At 67.7% G+C, this 16,704-nt stretch carries 11 protein-coding genes; 3 read left to right on the top strand and 8 right to left on the bottom strand.

From position 1 onward, the window contains the following. Positions 1-67: 67 nt before the first annotated feature. Positions 68-1,417: a lytic murein transglycosylase gene (locus ABUE11_RS07150; RefSeq protein ID WP_367068359.1), complete on the top strand. Its 1,350-nt coding sequence runs from the start codon at positions 68-70 to the stop codon at positions 1,415-1,417. 164 nt (positions 1,418-1,581) lie between these two features. Here ABUE11_RS07150 and clpA read toward each other — a convergent pair whose 3' ends face one another. From clpA to dnaE, 3 genes are all read right to left on the bottom strand, one after another. After that, positions 1,582-3,930, bottom strand: coding sequence for an ATP-dependent Clp protease ATP-binding subunit ClpA (clpA, locus tag ABUE11_RS07145; protein ID WP_367068358.1), 2,349 nt, complete (start codon positions 3,928-3,930; stop codon positions 1,582-1,584). Between the two features lie 71 nt (positions 3,931-4,001). Beyond that, a complete protein-coding gene (gene clpS, locus ABUE11_RS07140; RefSeq protein ID WP_367068357.1) occupies positions 4,002-4,355 on the bottom strand; it encodes an ATP-dependent Clp protease adapter ClpS in 354 nt (117 codons plus the stop codon). A gap of 66 nt (positions 4,356-4,421) precedes the next feature. Then, on the bottom strand, positions 4,422-7,970 hold the full coding sequence (gene dnaE, locus ABUE11_RS07135; RefSeq protein WP_367068356.1) for a DNA polymerase III subunit alpha: 3,549 nt from the start codon (positions 7,968-7,970) through the stop codon (positions 4,422-4,424). A gap of 146 nt (positions 7,971-8,116) precedes the next feature. On the opposite strand from dnaE, the gene ABUE11_RS07130 reads away from it, so the two are divergent. Continuing rightward, positions 8,117-8,914: an outer membrane protein assembly factor BamD gene (locus ABUE11_RS07130; RefSeq protein ID WP_367068355.1), complete on the top strand. Its 798-nt coding sequence runs from the start codon at positions 8,117-8,119 to the stop codon at positions 8,912-8,914. On the opposite strand, the gene ABUE11_RS07125 is transcribed toward ABUE11_RS07130, so the two are convergent. Then, complete coding sequence (locus ABUE11_RS07125; RefSeq protein ID WP_367068354.1) at positions 8,877-11,114, bottom strand: ATP-dependent DNA helicase; 2,238 nt, start codon at positions 11,112-11,114, stop codon at positions 8,877-8,879. The two genes, ABUE11_RS07130 and ABUE11_RS07125, sit on opposite strands and share 38 nt — an antisense overlap. Positions 11,115-11,256: 142 nt before the next feature. Here ABUE11_RS07125 and ABUE11_RS07120 point away from each other — a divergent pair, with 142 nt between their 5' ends. Beyond that, positions 11,257-12,069 (top strand): protein phosphatase 2C domain-containing protein, encoded by an 813-nt coding sequence (locus ABUE11_RS07120; RefSeq protein ID WP_367068353.1) that lies wholly within the window; start codon positions 11,257-11,259, stop codon positions 12,067-12,069. Here the strand turns inward: ABUE11_RS07120 and ABUE11_RS07115 are convergent, their stop codons facing one another. The 4 genes from ABUE11_RS07115 to odhB form a co-directional block, all read right to left on the bottom strand. Beyond that, positions 12,070-12,711, bottom strand: coding sequence for a hypothetical protein (locus ABUE11_RS07115; RefSeq protein ID WP_367068352.1), 642 nt, complete (start codon positions 12,709-12,711; stop codon positions 12,070-12,072). A gap of 38 nt (positions 12,712-12,749) precedes the next feature. Continuing rightward, positions 12,750-13,847 (bottom strand): cell division protein ZapE, encoded by a 1,098-nt coding sequence (zapE, locus tag ABUE11_RS07110; protein ID WP_367068351.1) that lies wholly within the window; start codon positions 13,845-13,847, stop codon positions 12,750-12,752. A 77-nt stretch (positions 13,848-13,924) separates the two neighbouring features. Further along, on the bottom strand, positions 13,925-15,352 hold the full coding sequence (gene lpdA, locus ABUE11_RS07105; RefSeq protein WP_367068350.1) for a dihydrolipoyl dehydrogenase: 1,428 nt from the start codon (positions 15,350-15,352) through the stop codon (positions 13,925-13,927). 87 nt (positions 15,353-15,439) lie between these two features. Continuing rightward, the gene (odhB, locus tag ABUE11_RS07100) at positions 15,440-16,696 is read right to left on the bottom strand and encodes a 2-oxoglutarate dehydrogenase complex dihydrolipoyllysine-residue succinyltransferase (protein ID WP_367068349.1); all 1,257 of its coding nucleotides are present in this window, start codon (positions 16,694-16,696) and stop codon (positions 15,440-15,442) included. Between the last annotated feature and the right edge of the window lie 8 nt (positions 16,697-16,704).

The following is a 16,704-nucleotide window of genomic DNA, read 5'->3' as shown; positions in this document are numbered from 1 at the left end:
GGTCGGTTGCAGCCGGAAACAGGGCCAGACGCGAGTATGCATGCACGCTGCCGGCACAATTGCGGTCATGCGTTTCCCGATTCCTGCCGCGGCCCTGGTGCTCGCAACCCTGGGCGGCTGCGCCGCCACCAACACCCCGACCAACACCCCGACCGCTACCCCAACTTCCGCCCCAACCGCCACCACGGCGGCCCGCACACCGCCCCCCGCCGCGGCCCCCGCCACATCCCTGCCCGCGCAAGCACCCGAGCCCCAGCCTGCCGGCGCGAGCGAGCTGGCGCGCACCATCGCGGGCTTTCACGCCTGGCTGCGGGGCTTTGCGAGGGAGGCCGTGGCCGCCGGCATTCGTCAGCAGACCGTGGACAGCCTGCTGGAGCGGGCACAGTGGCAGCCGCGCGTGCTGGAGGCCGACCGCGCCCAGCCGGAGTTCACGCGCACCCCCTGGGCCTATCTGGACAGCGCCGTATCGCCCCAACGCGTGGCCCAGGGCAGCGAGCAGCTGCGCCTGCACGCGGCGGCCCTGGAGGCGGCCGAGCGGCGCTACGGCGTACCGGCCAGCATCATCACGGCCATCTGGGGCATGGAGAGCAACTACGGCCAGAACTTCGGCAGCTTCGGCACCATCGATGCGCTGGCCACGCTGGCCTATGACGGGCGCCGCCGGGACTGGGCGCGCGGCGAGCTGCTGGCGGCGCTGCGCATCGTCGACAGCGGGGAGATCGCCGCCGACGCGCTCGTGGGCTCCTGGGCCGGTGCCATGGGGCACACGCAGTTTCTGCCCTCCGTCTACCTGGCCCATGCCGTCGATGCGGACGGCGACGGCCGGCGCGACATCTGGGGCAGCGTGCCCGACGTGATCGCGTCCACGGCCAACTTCCTCGCGCATTCGGGCTGGCATGGCGGCGAGCCCTGGGGCGTGGAGGTGCGGCTGCCTGCGGGCTTCGACTACGCCCAGGCCGAGCTTGCCGCGCGCAAGGACGCGGCGGCCTGGGCCGCAGAGGGCGTGCGCGCCATCCATGGCGATGCGCTGCCGCCGCTGCAGGGCGCCTCCATCCTCACGCCCGCCGGCGCGCGTGGCCCGGCCATTCTGGTGGGGCGCAACTTCCGCGCCCTGCTGCGCTACAACAACTCGGTCAACTACGCGCTGGCCGTGGGCGTGCTGGCGCGCCAGATCGACGGCGGCCAGGGCCTGGTGACGCCCTGGCCGCGCACGCTCCAGGCCCTGTCGCGCACGGAGACGCTGGCCCTGCAGCAACGGCTCAACGCCCTGGGCTTCGACAGCGGCAGCGCCGACGGCGTGGCCGGCCCGGCCACGCGCGCGGCGCTGCGCCGCTACCAGCAAAGCCTGGGCCTGCCGGCCGACGGCTACGCCACGCGCGAGCTGCTCGAGCGGCTGCTGCAAGGCCGGCCCGACTGACCCATTGACTTCATTTTGATAGCTGCCGACGCCCTGTGGATGGGCGCTGGAGGCCAATTTGGCTCAAACTTCTTGAGCCTCCACATCCCACAAAAAAAGACACCCCGGCATGGCCGGGGTGACGGAGAGGAGTGGCGCCAGATGCCGCGCCGGGCTCACGGCCCTCAATCGGCCGTGGCCTCCTCGGGCTCGGCGGGTTCGGACTTCGGCCCGCGGTCCTTCTTGGGCAGGGGCTGAATGTCGAGCAGCACCTCCGAGGTCTCGGCGCCCTGCTCGTCCTTCCTGTGCTCGATGTCCACGCTGAGGCGCCCGCCCTCGGTGAGGCGGCCGAACAGCAGCTCGTCGGCCAGCGCCTTGCGGATCGTGTCCTGGATCAGGCGCTGCATGGGGCGTGCGCCCATGAGCGGGTCGAAGCCCTTCTTCGCCAGATGCTTGCGCAGCGCATCGGTGAAGGTGACCTCGACCTTCTTCTCGGCGAGCTGGGTTTCGAGCTGCAGCAGGAACTTGTCCACCACGCGCAGGATGATCTGCTCGTCAAGCGGCTTGAAGCTCACGATGGCGTCCAGGCGGTTGCGGAACTCCGGCGTGAACAGGCGCTTGATGTCGCCCATCTCGTCGCCCGCCTGACGCTGCGTGGTAAAGCCGATGGTGGCCTTGTTCATGGTCTCGGCGCCCGCGTTCGTCGTCATGATGATGATGACGTTGCGGAAGTCGGCCTTGCGCCCGTTGTTGTCCGTCAGCGTGCCATGGTCCATGACCTGCAGCAGCACGTTGAAGATGTCCGGGTGCGCCTTCTCGATCTCGTCGAGCAGCAGCACGGCATGGGGCTTCTTGGTGATGGCCTCGGTGAGCAGCCCTCCCTGGTCGAAGCCCACGTAGCCCGGAGGCGCGCCGATCAGGCGGCTCACGGCGTGGCGCTCCATGTACTCGGACATGTCGAAGCGGATCAGGTCCACGCCCATGATGTAGGCGAGCTGCTTGGCGGCCTCGGTCTTGCCCACGCCCGTGGGGCCGCTGAACAGGAAGGAGCCGATGGGCTTGTCGCCCTTGCCCAGGCCCGAGCGGGCCATCTTCACGCTCGACGCGAGCACCTCCAGCGCGTTGTCCTGGCCGAAGACCACGCTCTTGAGGTCACGCTCGAGCGTCTGCAGCTTGCTGCGGTCGTCGTTGCTGACGTTGGCGGGCGGAATGCGGGCAATCTTGGCGACGATCTCCTCGATCTCCGTCTTGCCCACGGTCTTCTTGCGCTTGGAGGGCGCGAGGATGCGCTGTGCGGCGCCGGCCTCGTCGATGACGTCGATGGCCTTGTCGGGCAGGTGCCGGTCGTTGATGTACTTGGCCGACAGCTCGGCGGCCGCCTGCAGCGCGGCGGTGGCGTACTTCACGCCGTGGTGCTCCTCGAAGCGGCTCTTGAGCCCCTTGAGGATCTCGATCGTCTCGGGCACGGTGGGCTCGACCACGTCCACCTTCTGGAAGCGCCGCGACAGCGCAGCGTCCTTCTCGAAGATGCCTCGGTACTCGGTGAAGGTGGTCGCACCGATGCACTTGAGCGCGCCCGAGCTCAAGGCGGGCTTGAGCAGGTTGGAGGCGTCGAGCGTGCCACCCGAGGCCGCACCGGCACCGATGAGGGTGTGGATCTCGTCGATGAACAGGATGGCGTTGGGCTTGTCCTTGAGGCTCTTGAGCACGCCCTTGAGGCGCTGCTCGAAGTCGCCCCGGTACTTGGTGCCGGCCAAGAGCGCGCCCATGTCCAGCGCGTAGACCGTGGCCTCGGCCAGGATCTCGGGCACCTCGCCCTGGGTGACGCGCCAGGCCAGGCCCTCGGCGATGGCGGTCTTGCCCACGCCGGCCTCGCCCACCAGCAGCGGGTTGTTCTTGCGCCGGCGGCACAGGATCTGGATGGTGCGCTCGACCTCGTAGTCGCGCCCGATGAGCGGGTCGATCTTGCCGTCCTTGGCGGCCTGGTTGAGGTTCTGCGTGTACTGCTCGAGCGGCGAGGCCTTTTCGTTGCGCTCGCCCTGCGCACCCTCCTCGGCCTCGGGCTGGCCCTCTGGCTTGGGCTGCTCCGGCGGCTCGCCCTTCTTGATGCCATGGGCGATGTAGTTGACAACGTCCAGGCGCGTCACGCCCTGCTGGTGCAGGTAGTAGACGGCATGCGAATCCTTTTCGCCGAAGATGGCCACGAGCACGTTGGCACCCGTGACTTCCTTCTTGCCGTTGCCGGTGGACTGCACATGCATGATGGCGCGCTGGATGACGCGCTGAAAGCCCAGCGTGGGCTGCGTGTCCACCTCGTCGGTTCCCGCCACCTGGGGCGTGTTGTCCTTGATGAAATTGGTCAGCGACGCGCGCAGATCGTCGATGTTGGCGGCGCAGGCGCGCAACACCTCGGCGGCGCTCGGGTTGTCCAGCAATGCCAGCAGCAGATGCTCCACGGTGATGAACTCGTGGCGCTGCTGGCGGGCCTCGACAAAGGCCATGTGCAAGCTGACTTCCAGTTCCTGGGCGATCATGTGAGAACTCCTATGTGCTTGCGTGTAAAGGATGACTGTAGTTCGGGGGCAAAGGCCATTAATTCAACAGGCTATTGCACCGGCTCACTGACGCATTGCAGCGGATGGCCGGCCTTGTGCGCTGCGTCGAGCACCTGCTCGACCTTGGTGGCGGCCACATCCCGCGTGTACACGCCACAGACGCCTCTGCCGTCCAGATGGATCTTGAGCATGATCTGCGTGGCGGTCTCCCGGTCCTTGTTGAAGAATTCCTGCAGCACCACGACCACGAACTCCATGGGCGTGTAGTCGTCATTGAGCATGACCACCTGATACATCTGCGGCGGCTTGGTTCTCTGTGTCCGCCGCTCGAGCACGACCGCGCCGCCCTCGTCCCGGGAGGGAGTGCCAGGCGCCGAAGTCGGCTTGGGAGGTTTGGTTGCCATATGTTTCATTCTAGTGCGCTCAAACCGCAGCTGCAGTGGCTGTAGCTGGCATCCGATCCGCCTTTTTCAAGCCGTTTCATAGACCACCTTCACCTGGTCGCTGCCGACCTCCACGCCCCATGCGGCTAGCGCCGCATCGCTGGGGAAGAAGCGGCTGGCCTCGCCCAGCTGCAGCTCCACGACGGCCGACCCGGCATCGGCCTGGCAGCGCAGCCCCATGCGCACGCGCAGCCCCTGGGACAGCACCTCGCCATCGCCCGCCTCCTGCCTGCGCGGCGGAAACTCCTGCACGATGCCCGCGACGTCGGGGCGCGCCTGTCCCTTGGGCCCCACCAGCAGATAGCGGCCAAAGCGTGCGCGGGCGGCGGGCAGGTCCAGGATCTGCTGGGCCTTCACGCGCAGCCCGCCGCTGAAGTGGTCGAGCTGCAGGCGCCCGCTCACCACCACGAACTCGTCGTCCTTGAGGGCGCCGGCCGCGGCCGCCATCACCTCCTCATCGGCCGATGCCTCGATGACGGCCGACTTGTCGTCGAGCTTGAACAGGGTGAGCCTGCCCCGCTGGCCGTTGATCACGCGCGCCTCGCTCACGATGCCGGCCAGCACCTGGGTGTCGCGGCTGTCGGCCAGCTCGGCGATGGGCGTGCGCACAAAGCGGCGCACCTCCTGCTCCACCTCGTCGAACAGATGGCCCGACAGGTAGAAGCCCACGGCGGTCTTCTCCTGCATCAGGCGCTCCCTGATGCCCCAGGGCGCGACCTGGGCCAGCTCGGGCTCCTGCGTGCTCGAGCCGATGGCGTCCTCGCCCATCATGTCGAACAGCCCGCCCTGGTTGGCATTGGCGAGCTGCGCCGCGGCAAAGTCGAAGGCCCGGTCGAGGGAGGCCACGAGCGCCGCGCGGTCCAGGTGCAGGGCATCGAAGGCGCCGGCCTTGATGAGGGCCTCCACCGTGCGCTTGTTGATGCGCGTGCGGTCCACGCGCACGCAGAAGTCGAACAGGCTCTTGAACGGGCCTCGGTCGCCGCCGCGCGGCCCCTCGCCACGGCCCTCGCGCGCGGCGATGATGGCCTCGATGGCCTGCTGGCCCGTACCCTTGACGGCGCCCAGGCCGTAGCGGATGACCTTGTCGGTCACGGGCTCGAAGCGGTAGTTGCCGCGGTTGATGTCCGGCGGCTCGAAGCTCATGCCGAAATGCTTGGTCGCGTCCTCGTACAGCACCTTGAGCTTGTCGGTGTCGTCCATTTCCACCGTCATGTTGGCGCAGTAGAACTCGGCCGTGTAGTGCACCTTGAGCCAGCCCGTGTGGTAGGCCAGGAGCGAGTAGGCGGCGGCGTGCGACTTGTTGAAACCGTAGCCGGCGAACTTCTCCATCAGGTCGAAGACCTCGTCGGCCTTGTCCTGGTCGATGCCCTTCTCTGCCGCACCCTTGCGAAAGATGTCGCGGTGCTTGGCCATCTCCTCGGCCTTTTTCTTGCCCATGGCGCGGCGCAGCATGTCGGCGCCGCCCAGCGAGTAGCCGCCCAGCACCTGCGCGGTCTGCATCACCTGCTCCTGGTAGACCATGATGCCGTAGGTCTCGGCCAGCACGGGTTCGACCAGCGGGTGCGGGTATTCCACCACCTCCTTGCCATGCTTGCGGTTCACGAAGCTCGGGATCAGGTCCATGGGGCCCGGGCGGTACAGGGCGTTGAGGGCGATCAGGTCTTCGAGGCGGCTCGGGCGGGCCTCCTTGAGCATGCCCTGCATGCCGCGGCTTTCAAACTGGAACACGGCCTCGGTCCTGCCGTCCGAGAACAGCCTGTAGGTGGCAGCATCGTCGAGCGGAATGTTCTCGAAGGCGAAGTTCTCCTGCCCCTTGTGGCGCTTCATGATGAATTCGCGCGCGATCTCCAGGATGGTCAGCGTGGCCAGGCCCAGAAAGTCGAACTTCACGAGGCCAATGGCCTCCACGTCATCCTTGTCGTACTGGCTCACGGCCGATTCGCTGCCGGGCTGCTGGTACAGCGGGCAGAAGTCGGTGAGCTTGCCCGGCGCGATCAGGACGCCGCCGGCGTGCATGCCGATGTTGCGCGTCATGCCCTCGAGCTGCTGCGCCATCTCGATGATGGTGCGCACGTCCTCCTCGTTCCTCACACGCTCGTAGAGCTGGGGCTCGAGCTCGAGGGCGTAGTTGTTCTTGTCGCCCTCCTTCTTCGGCTCGGGCGGATAGGCCAGGGTGTAGGTCTGGCCCGGCTTGGCCGGCACCAGCTTGGAGATGCCGTCGCAGAACGTGTAGCTCATGTCCATGACGCGGCCCACGTCGCGGATCGCCGCCTTGGCCGCCATGGTGCCGAAGGTGGCGATCTGGCTCACGGCATCCTTGCCGTATTTTTCCTTCACGTAGTCGATCACGCGGTCGCGGTTGGACTGGCAGAAGTCGATGTCGAAGTCGGGCATGGACACCCGCTCGGGGTTCAGGAAGCGCTCGAACAGCAGGTTGTACTGCAGCGGATCGAGGTCCGTGATCTTGAGCGCGTAGGCCACGAGCGAGCCCGCACCCGACCCCCGGCCCGGCCCCACCGGGCAGCCGTTGTTCTTGGCCCACTGGATGAAGTCACCCACGATGAGGAAGTAGCCCGGAAAGCCCATCTTCAGGATGGTGCCGAGCTCGAACTCGAGCCGCTCCTCGTAGCGCGGGCGCTGCTTCTCGCGCTCGGCCTCGTTCGGGAACAGGTGCGCGAGGCGCATTGCCAGGCCCTCGTAGGAGGCATAGCGGAAGTACTCCTCGATGGGCATGCCGTTGGGCGTTGGGAAGTCCGGCAGCCGCGGCTTGCCCAGCACCAGCGTCAGATTGCAGCGCTTGGCGATCTCCAGCGTGTTGGTAATCGCCGTGGGCACATCGGCGAACAGCGCCTGCATGTCGGCGCTGCTTCGGAAATGCTGCTCGCGCGTGAAGCGGCGCACGCGCCGCGGATTCGCGAGGATCTCCCCCTCGGCGATGCACACGCGCGCCTCGTGCGCCTCGTAGCCGTCGGGCGTGGCGAACTGCACTGGGTGCGTGGCCACCACGGGCAGCTGCAGCCGCGCGGCCAGCTGCACCGCCGCCGTGACATGGGCCTCGTCGTCGGCCCGGCCGGCACGCTGTATCTCCATGTAAAAGCGATGGGGAAACACTCCCGCGAGCCGCAGGGCCAAATCTGCCGCGCCGCTCTCATCGCCCCTCATGAGGGCCTGGCCGACGGGGCCGGCCTGCGCACCGGCGAGCGCGATCAGCCCCTCGTTGAGCTCCTGCAGCCATTCCCAGGTGCACAGTGGCAGGTTCTTGACCACGTTGCGCGTCCAGGCGCGCGCGAGCAGCTCGCACAGGTTCAGATAGCCCTGGCGGTTCTGCACCAGTAGCAGCATGCGCGCGGGAGCTGCGCCGGCACCGCCCTCGAGGCAGATCTCCGCGCCCACGATGGGCTTGACGCCCTTGCCCCGCCCTTCCTTGTAGAACTTGACGGCGCCAAAGAGGTTGTTCAGGTCGGTGATGGCGAGGGCCGGCTGGCCGTCGCGGGCCGCTGCCTTGATGGCCTCGTCGATGCGGGTGGTTCCGTCGATGACGGAAAATTCGGTGTGCAGGCGCAGGTGGACAAACATCGCGGCATTGTAGGAACGCCGGCTTGGCCCCACCGGACAGTCGGTCTGCCCGCTCGCTTAACTACAATGGCGCGTTGCGCCGATGGCCAGCCCCGGCTGCACGCGCCATCCGCCGCCCGCTTTCATCCAGACCAAGACCCCTTGCCATGCCGCGTATTCCTTTGTCTCTGATTCCCGCCTTGCTGGCTGCCGGCCTGCTGGCCGCCTGCGCCAGTTCCAATGTCGACCAGACCGCCGGCTGGAGCACCGACAGGCTCTACTCCGAGGCGCGCGACGAACTCAATGGCGGCGCCTATGACAAGGCCGTGCCGCTGCTGGAAAAGCTCGAAGGCCGCGCGGCCGGCACACCGCTGGCCCAGCAGGCGCAGCTGGAGAAGGCCTACGCCCAGTACAAGGCCGGCGACAAGGCCCAGGCCGTCGCCACGCTGGACCGTTTCATGAAGCTGCACCCGGCCAGCCCGGCGTTCGACTACGCGCTCTACCTCAAGGGGCTGGTCAACTTCAATGACAACCTGGGTCTGTTCTCCTGGATTTCGCGCCAGGACCTGTCCGAGCGTGACCAGAAGGCCGCCAAGGACTCCTTCGAGTCCTTCCGCGAGCTGGTGACGCGCTTTCCCGATTCGCGCTACACGCCCGACGCGCGCCTGCGCATGACCTACATCGTGAACTCGCTGGCGCAATACGAGGTCCATGTGGCACGCTACTACTACGAGCGCGGCGCCTATGTGGCGGCCGTGGCCCGCGCGCAGAGCGCCATCGCCGACTACAAGGACGTGCCCGCCACCGAGGAGGCGCTGTACATCCTGGTGCGCTCCTATGACGCGCTGGGCATGACGCAGCTGCGCGACGATGCGCAGCGCGTGCTGCTGGCCTCCTACCCCAACAGCACCCTGCTCAAGACCGGTCTCAAGACCCAGGAAAATCCCTGGTGGAAGTTCTGGTGAGCGCGTCGAGCGCCGCCTCGAACTCCTGCTGCGTGGCCAGCTGACGCATGGGCGGCAGCGCCCGCAGCAGCCGCTTGCCATAGCCCATGCGCAGCAGGCGCTGATCGGCCACGACCAGCACACCCCTATCCGTCTCGCTGCGTATCAGACGTCCGACGCCCTGCCTGAGCGCCACCGCCGCGGCGGGCAGGGCCAGGTCACGAAAGGCGCTGCGCCCCTGCTGCTGCAGCCGCCTGCCCCGGGCCTCGACCAGCGGATCACCCGGCGACGGGAATGGCAGCCTGTCGATGACGAGCAGCTGCAGCGCATCGCCCGGCACGTCAAAGCCCTCCCAGAAGCTGGCCGAACCCACGAGCACATGGCCAGTGGCCGCCGCGGGCGCACGAAACCGCTCCATGATGTGGCGCCGGGGCGCCTGGCCCTGTACCAGCACCTCGATGCCGCCCGTGGCCGCAAGGCGGCGCTGCAAGACCTGACCAATGATCTGCAATGCGCGCAGACTGGTCGTCAGCACCAGGGTGCGCCCGCCCAGGCGCTCGGCAGCATCCGCCACCCAATGAGCCAGCTGCTCGCTGTGCCCCGCATCGCCGACGGCAGGCAGGTGCTGGGGCACATGGAGCGCCGCCTGGCGCGCATGGTCGAACGGGCTGTCCAGGCACAGGGTGCGCGCATCCTCGAGCGCACAGGCGTCGGTGAACCAGCCCAGCGCGCTGTCCGCGCCCAGCGTGGCCGAGGTGAACACCCAGCCGCGCCCGGACAAGGCTGGCGACCGTTCCGGTGATTCGCCCTCCTCGTCCCAGGCCTCCGCATCGGGGTCGGGCCTGCCCCACAGGGGGCGCAGCGCCGGCGCCAGGTCGAGCGGCGATTCGTGCATGCGCGGCATGCCACCCCGCTCCAGCCAGCGCACGCAATCGGCCGACCCCGCCTCGGAGAAATGCTGAAGGCGCTGCAGAAGCGCCACGGTGCGTGCATGCAGGTGGGCCAGCTCGGGCGCCTGGCAGGTCAGGCCATCGAGGGCGGCCAGGGCGCGGCGCAGCGCATCGACGACGGTCTGCTGTGCGGCCTGCCAGCGCGCGACATCCACACCGTCTGGCGCCTCGCCGGCCCAGGCCAGCTGCACGGTCTCATCATCCTGCGCCTGTGTATCTGCCGGCCCGGCGGCCCGCCGCAGCGCGCGGGCCGCGCCGCGCAGGGCTTCGCGCAGCGCCTGCCAGTCGGCCAGCCCGCGCGCATGACGCAGGCCGGCGGCAAACAGGTCCTGGCCCAGCTCCAGCAACTCGCTCCCGCTCCAGTGCACGCCCAGGAACTGCGCCGCCGTGTCCATGAGCCGGTGCGCCTCGTCGAAGACCACGAGGCCCGCGTCGGGCAGCCATGGCCCCATGCCCGAGCGGCGCAACGCCAGATCGGCAAAGAACAGGTGGTGGTTGATGACCACCACATCGGCCGACATGGCCGCGCGCCGGGCCTGGTACACATGGCATTGCGCAAAGCGCGGACAGGCATGGCCCAGGCAGTTGTCGCTGGTGGAAGTCACCCGCGCAATGGTGGGCGAGCGTTCGTCGAGCCCGGAGAGCTCGGCCAGGTCACCGGTCTGCGTGGCTTGGGCCCAGCGCTCCACGTGCTCTAGGAGGCTGTCAGACTTGGAAATCGCCGGCTGCAAATCGACCGCAGCGGCCCATTTTTCACCGGCTTTTTGCCCAATAGCTCGGCTATTGGGCTGCAAATCCGGCAAAAACTGGTCTCGCTGGGGCCGATTTTCGCTTTCGGCGCTCCAAGCCCGACAGCCTCCTAGCTCTGCAGCCAGAGCGTCCGAGGGTGAAGCCTGGGGCCCCAGGCGCGCCAGATCCAGGCGATGCAGGCACAGGTAGCTGCCTCGCCCCTTGAGCATGGTCGTGCGCAGCGGCAATGCCAGCGCCCGCAGCAGCAGGGGAAGGTCGCGCCCATGCAGCTGGTCCTGCAGGGCACGGGTGGCGGTGGAGATGAGCACGCGCTCGCCGCTGAGCAATGCCGGCACCAAATAGGCGAAGGTCTTGCCCACACCCGTGCCCGCCTCCACCACCAGCGGAGTGCGCGTGCGGATGGCGTCGGCCACGGCCTGTGCCATGGCCTGCTGCTGGGGCCGTGGTCGGTAACGCGACTGCACGCGGGCCAGGGCCCCGCCGGGCGCAAACACCCCGGCAACGAGATCGTTCAAGGTCATGGAAGCGATGAAATCACCGGGCATGGCGCTTGTTCACGGCTCGGCCCGACGGCGGGCTGCCGACGGCGGCAGCGGTTGACGATAATACGTGCCACACGACTGCAGCAGCCCGCCAGGGCCGCGTCCGCACCCGGCATCTTCCATGACCCAAGCGTTTCGCCTCATCGCCTCGACCGGCATCCACAAGGGTGACCGAGACTACCAGCAGGATCAGGTCATCCTGCTGCCCCACCCGCGCGTCAACGGCTGCGTGCTCGGCGTGGTGGCCGATGGCATGGGCGGTCGCAGCGGCGGTCGCAAGGCCTCGGACCAGGTGATGATGACCTCGCGCCAGCTGTTCGACAGTTACGCACCCGACACCGACGACGGCGCGACGCTGCTGCGGCACATCGTGCAGGAATCCCATATCGTGATCCGCCTGACGGCCATCTCGGCCGAGCAGGAGCCGCACAGCACCATTGCCGCCTTTCTCATCAACCCGCGGGGCGACTGCCACTGGGTCCATGCCGGGGATTCGCGCATCTACCACTTTCAGGACGGCCGGCTGCTGCACCGCACGGCGGACCATTCCTATGTCCAGGCCCTGGTCGATCGCGGCGAACTGACCGAGGCCGAGGCCAACGACCACCCCCATGCCAACATCCTGATCGGCTGCCTGGGCGCGGAGAGCGACCCGCCGGTCGCCGCCCACCATATCCCGCAGCTGCGGCCCGGCGATGTGCTGCTGGCCTGCAGCGACGGGGTGTGGCACTACTTCACACCGGCGGAGCTGGCGTCGGTGCTCGATTCGCTCAGCCCGCGCGAGGCCACCGAGTTCCTCATCGACAAGGCGCGCACGCGCGCTCGCGGCGGCGGGGACAACCTGTCGCTGGTAGTCGTGAAAATCGAGGCGCCGAAAGAGGAAAAGCGCCCGCCCATGTTTGCACAGCAGCCGCAGTTCTCGCTCTCGAACTGATCAGGGCGCGGGCTCGGGCAGCGGCGCGGCCGGTTTGCGGCCCGAGGCCGCCTCCTGCTCCTTTTCGCGCTCGCGCTGCGCCCGGCGCTCGCGCGCCTTCTGCTGCTTGGCGTCGTAGCGCTGACGCGCCTCGGGCACCTGCTGCCGCAGCTGTTGCTCGCGTTGTTGCAGGTCGGCCGCATGGCCGGCGTTGTGGCGCTGCTGCTGCTGGGCACGCTCACGCGCCTGCTGCGCACGGGTCTGCGCATCGCCGCGCTCGGTGGCCTGCATGGGCGGCGGTCTGCTGCCCGATTGCAGATCCTGCTGCTGCTCGCGCTCGCGCTGCTCGATCGCGCGCAGGCGCTCGGCGGCCTTTTCACGGCGCTCGTCCTCATCGAGCCGCAGTTCCTCGCGGCGCAGCTGGTTCTCGGCCGTGCGCGCCTTGGTGCGCGCCGCGCGCAGGCAGTCGTGCACGGCGAACTGCTGGTAGCAGGCCTGCTCGTCCCTGCCCAGCTGCGTCTGCAGCGTCTGGCGCTCGGCCGCGATCTGCGCGCGGCGCGCCTGGCGTTGCTGCTGCGCCTCCTGCGAGACAGGGTCGGGCGTGGGCGCGGGTGTCTGCGCCCAGGCCTGCTGCCACAGTCCGCAGGCCAGGCCCAGGGCCAAGGCCCAGCAACGAAATCGTTGGCGAGAATGCGCTGACATCAGGTCAACCCCGTATCCACGACACGCCGCTCGAGCTGCAGGTATTCCTTGGATTGCATCTCCTGCAGGCGCGAGACAGTGCGTGGGAATTCATGGGCCAGAGGCCCTTCGGTGTAGAGCTCCTCGGGCGGCACGGCCGCCGAGACGATGAGCTTGACGCGCCGGTCGTAGAGCACGTCCACGAGCCAGGTGAAGCGCCGCGCGGGCGATGCCATGTTGACCGGCATATAGGGTACGCCCGAGAGCAGCACGGTGTGGAACTGCGTGGCGATCTCGAGATAGTCGTTCTGCGAGCGCGGGCCCATGCAGAGCTCGCGAAAGTCGAACCACACCACGCCGCCTGCGCGCCGCAGGGCGCGGATCTCGCGGTTCTCGATGTGCAGCACCGGGTCTTCGTCATGCACCTCGGCGAGCTGATCGAAGGTCTGCGCCAGGGCGGCGTCGGCCTCGGGGCCCAGCGGGCAGTGGTAGAGCTTGGCGTTTTCCAGCGTGCGGCGACGGTAGTCGGTGCCGTTGTCCACGTTGACCACCTCCATGCGCTCGTTCAGCAGCGCAATGGCGGGCAGGATGCGGTCGCGGTGCAGGCCGTCGGGGTAGAGCTCGTCGGGCCTGAAGTTGCTGGTGGTGACGAAGCCCACGCCGTTGTCGAACAGCGCCACGAGCAGGCGGTGCAGGATCATGGCGTCGGTCACGTCCGCCACGTGGAACTCGTCGAAGCAGATCAGCTTGTAGCGCTTGGCGATGTTGGCGCCCAGGGCGTCGAGCGGGTTCTGCGTGCCCTGCAGGCCGGCGAGCTCGCGGTGCACCTCGCGCATGAATTCGTGAAAGTGCAGTCGCACCTTGCGCTTCAGGGGCACGGCGTTGAAGAAGCAGTCCATGAGAAAGCTCTTGCCCCGCCCCACCCCGCCGTACATGTAGACGCCGCGGGGGATCTCGGGATGGTTGATGAGCTTCTTGAGCGCGTTGGAGCGTCGGCTCTTGTAGTGGCTCCACTCCTGGGCGCAGCGCTCCAGCGCATCGACCGCGCGCAGCTGCGCCGGGTCGCTCTTGAAACCCTTGGCGGCGAGCTCCGCCTCGTAGGCCTGCCTGACGTTCACCGGATATCCTTGATATAAAAACAATAGCTACCAGCGCTTGACACACAAGCGCTGGCAGCCATTTTTACCTCAATTCATCAGAAGTTGAGGGTGCGCTTGTCCACGGCCAGTGCCGCTTCCTTGGTCGCCTCAGACAGAGACGGATGGGCGTGGCAGATGCGCGCGATGTCTTCGGCGCTGGCCTTGAACTCCATGGCCACAACGGCCTCGGAGATCAACTCGCTGGCCATGGGGCCGACGATGTGCACGCCGAGGATCTCGTCGGTCGCGGCATCGGCCAGGAACTTGACGAAGCCCGTGGTGTCGCCGAGCGCGCGTGCGCGGCCGTTGGCCATGAAGGGGAAGCTGCCGGCCTTGTACTTGACACCGTCGGCCTTGAGCTGCTGCTCGGTCTTGCCGACCCAGGCGATCTCGGGGCTGGTGTAGATGACCCAGGGGATGGTGTTGAAGTTCACATGACCATGCTGGCCCGCGATGCGCTCGGCCACGGCCACGCCCTCTTCCTCGGCCTTGTGCGCCAGCATGGGGCCGCGCACCACGTCGCCCACGGCCCAGACACCGGGCAGGTTGGTCTTGCAGTCACCATCGACCACGATGGCGCCGCGCTCGTCGAGCTTGAGGCCGACGGCCTCAGGATTCAGGCCAATGGTGTTGGGCACGCGGCCGATGGAGACGATGAGCTTGTCCACGTCGAGCTTCTGCGCCTCGCCCTTGGCGTTGGTGTAGGCCACCGAGACGCCCTTCTTGCCGCTCTTGACCTCGTCGATCTTCACGCCGAGTTCGATCTTCAGGCCCTGCTTGTCAAAGGCCTTCTTGGCCTCCTTGGCCACCTGCTCGTCCACGGCGCCGAGGAAGGTCGGCAGGCCCTCGAGCACCGTCACGTCGGCGCCCAGACGGCGCCAGACGCTGCCCATCTCCAGGCCGATCACGCCCGAGCCGATCACGCCCAGTTTCTTGGGCACGGCACCGATCTGCAGCGCGCCGTCGTTGGACAGCACGTTGACCTCGTCGAAGTCCACGCCCGGCAGCGCACGGGCGTTGGAGCCCGTGGCGACGATGATCTGCTTGCCCACCAGGGTCTCGTCCTTGGCGCCCTTGACGGCGATCTCGTAGCCGCCTTCCACGGCTTTCACGAACGAGCCGCGGCCATGGAAGAAGCTGACCTTGTTCTTCTTGAACAGGTACAGGATGCCGTCGTTGTTCTGCTTCACCACGGTGTCCTTGCGGCCGATCATGGTGGCCACGTCCATGCTGACCTTGCCGGTGCTGATGCCATGCTCGGCGAAGTGCTTGGTGGCGTGCTCGAAATGCTCGGACGACTGCAAGAGTGCCTTGGAGGGAATGCAGCCCACGTTGGTGCAGGTGCCGCCGGGCGCGGCGCCGCCCTTGTCGTTGGTCCAGGCGTCGATGCAGGCCACGTTCATGCCCAGCTGGGCGGCACGGATGGCAGCGATGTAGCCGCCGGGGCCGGCACCGATCACGACGACGTCAAATTGTTGGCTCATGGTGTAAATGCTTGTGTTGGGTTGAAAAAACCCACCGCAGGGCCATGCCGAGGGTGGGTCTTGAAGGATTGGTAAACCCGGTCGGGATTACAGGTCGAACAGCAGGCGCGAGGGATCCTCCAGCGCGTCCTTCATGGCCACCAGACCCAGCACGGCCTCGCGGCCGTCGATGATGCGGTGGTCGTAGCTCATGGCCAGGTAGTTCATGGGGCGCACCACGACCTGGCCGTTCTCGACCACGGCACGGTCCTTGGTGGCGTGCACGCCCAGAATGGCCGACTGCGGCGGGTTGATGATGGGGGTGGACATCATCGAACCGAAGGTGCCGCCGTTGGAGATCGAGAAGGTGCCGCCGGTCATCTCCTCGATGCCCAGCTTGCCTTCCGCGGCCTTCTTGCCGAACTCGGCGATCTTCTTCTCGATGTCGGCAAAGCTCATCTGATCGGCATTGCGCAGAATCGGCACGACCAGACCGCGCGGCGAGCCCACGGCGATGCCGATGTCGAAGTAGCCGTGGTAGACGATGTCGTTGCCGTCGACCGAGGCGTTGAGCACCGGATACTTCTTGAGGGCGTGCACGGCGGCCTTCACGAAGAAGGACATGAAGCCGAGCTTGACGCCATGCTCCTTGGTGAAGGCGTCCTGGAACTTCTTGCGCAGGTCCATCACAGGCGCCATGTTGACCTCGTTGAAGGTGGTCAGGATGGCGTTGGTGGACTGCGACTGCAGCAGGCGCTCGGCAATACGCGCACGCAGGCGGCTCATGGGCACGCGCTGCTCGGGGCGATCGCCCAGGTCCAGCGCCGCCGGTACGGCCACCTGCGGCAGCGCCTTGGTCGGCACGCCCGTGGGGATGACGGCGGCGGTGGACTTCACGCCACCGGCCACGGCAGCCAGGGCGTCGCCCTTGGTCACGCGGCCATCCTTGCCGGTGCCGGCCACGGCGCCGGCGGACAGGTTGTTCTCGGCCAGGATCTTGGCGGCCGCGGGCATGGCCACGCCAGCCTTGTTGCCACCGGCCGCGGGCGCTGCGGCGGCCACGGGGGCTGCGGCAGCGGCTGCGGGCGCGGGGGCCGCCGCCGGGGCGGCCGCGCCGGCCACGGCCTCGGTGTCGATCTTGGCGATGAGCTGCTCGGCGACCACGGTGCCACCGTCGCCCACCACGATCTCGGCGAGCACGCCGCCCGCGGGGGCGGGCACCTCGAGCACGACCTTGTCGGTCTCGATCTCGATCAGGATTTCATCGGCGGCGACGGCCTCGCCGGCCTTCTTCTTCCAGCTCAGCAGCGTGGCCTCGGCCACGGACTCGGACAGCTGCGGAACCTTGACTTCTACGATTGCCATTTTGTGAT

The organism is Oryzisolibacter sp. LB2S (assembly GCF_040732315.1).
Classification (GTDB): domain Bacteria; phylum Pseudomonadota; class Gammaproteobacteria; order Burkholderiales; family Burkholderiaceae_C; genus Alicycliphilus; species Alicycliphilus soli.
This window is presented reverse-complemented; position numbering and strand designations above follow the sequence as displayed.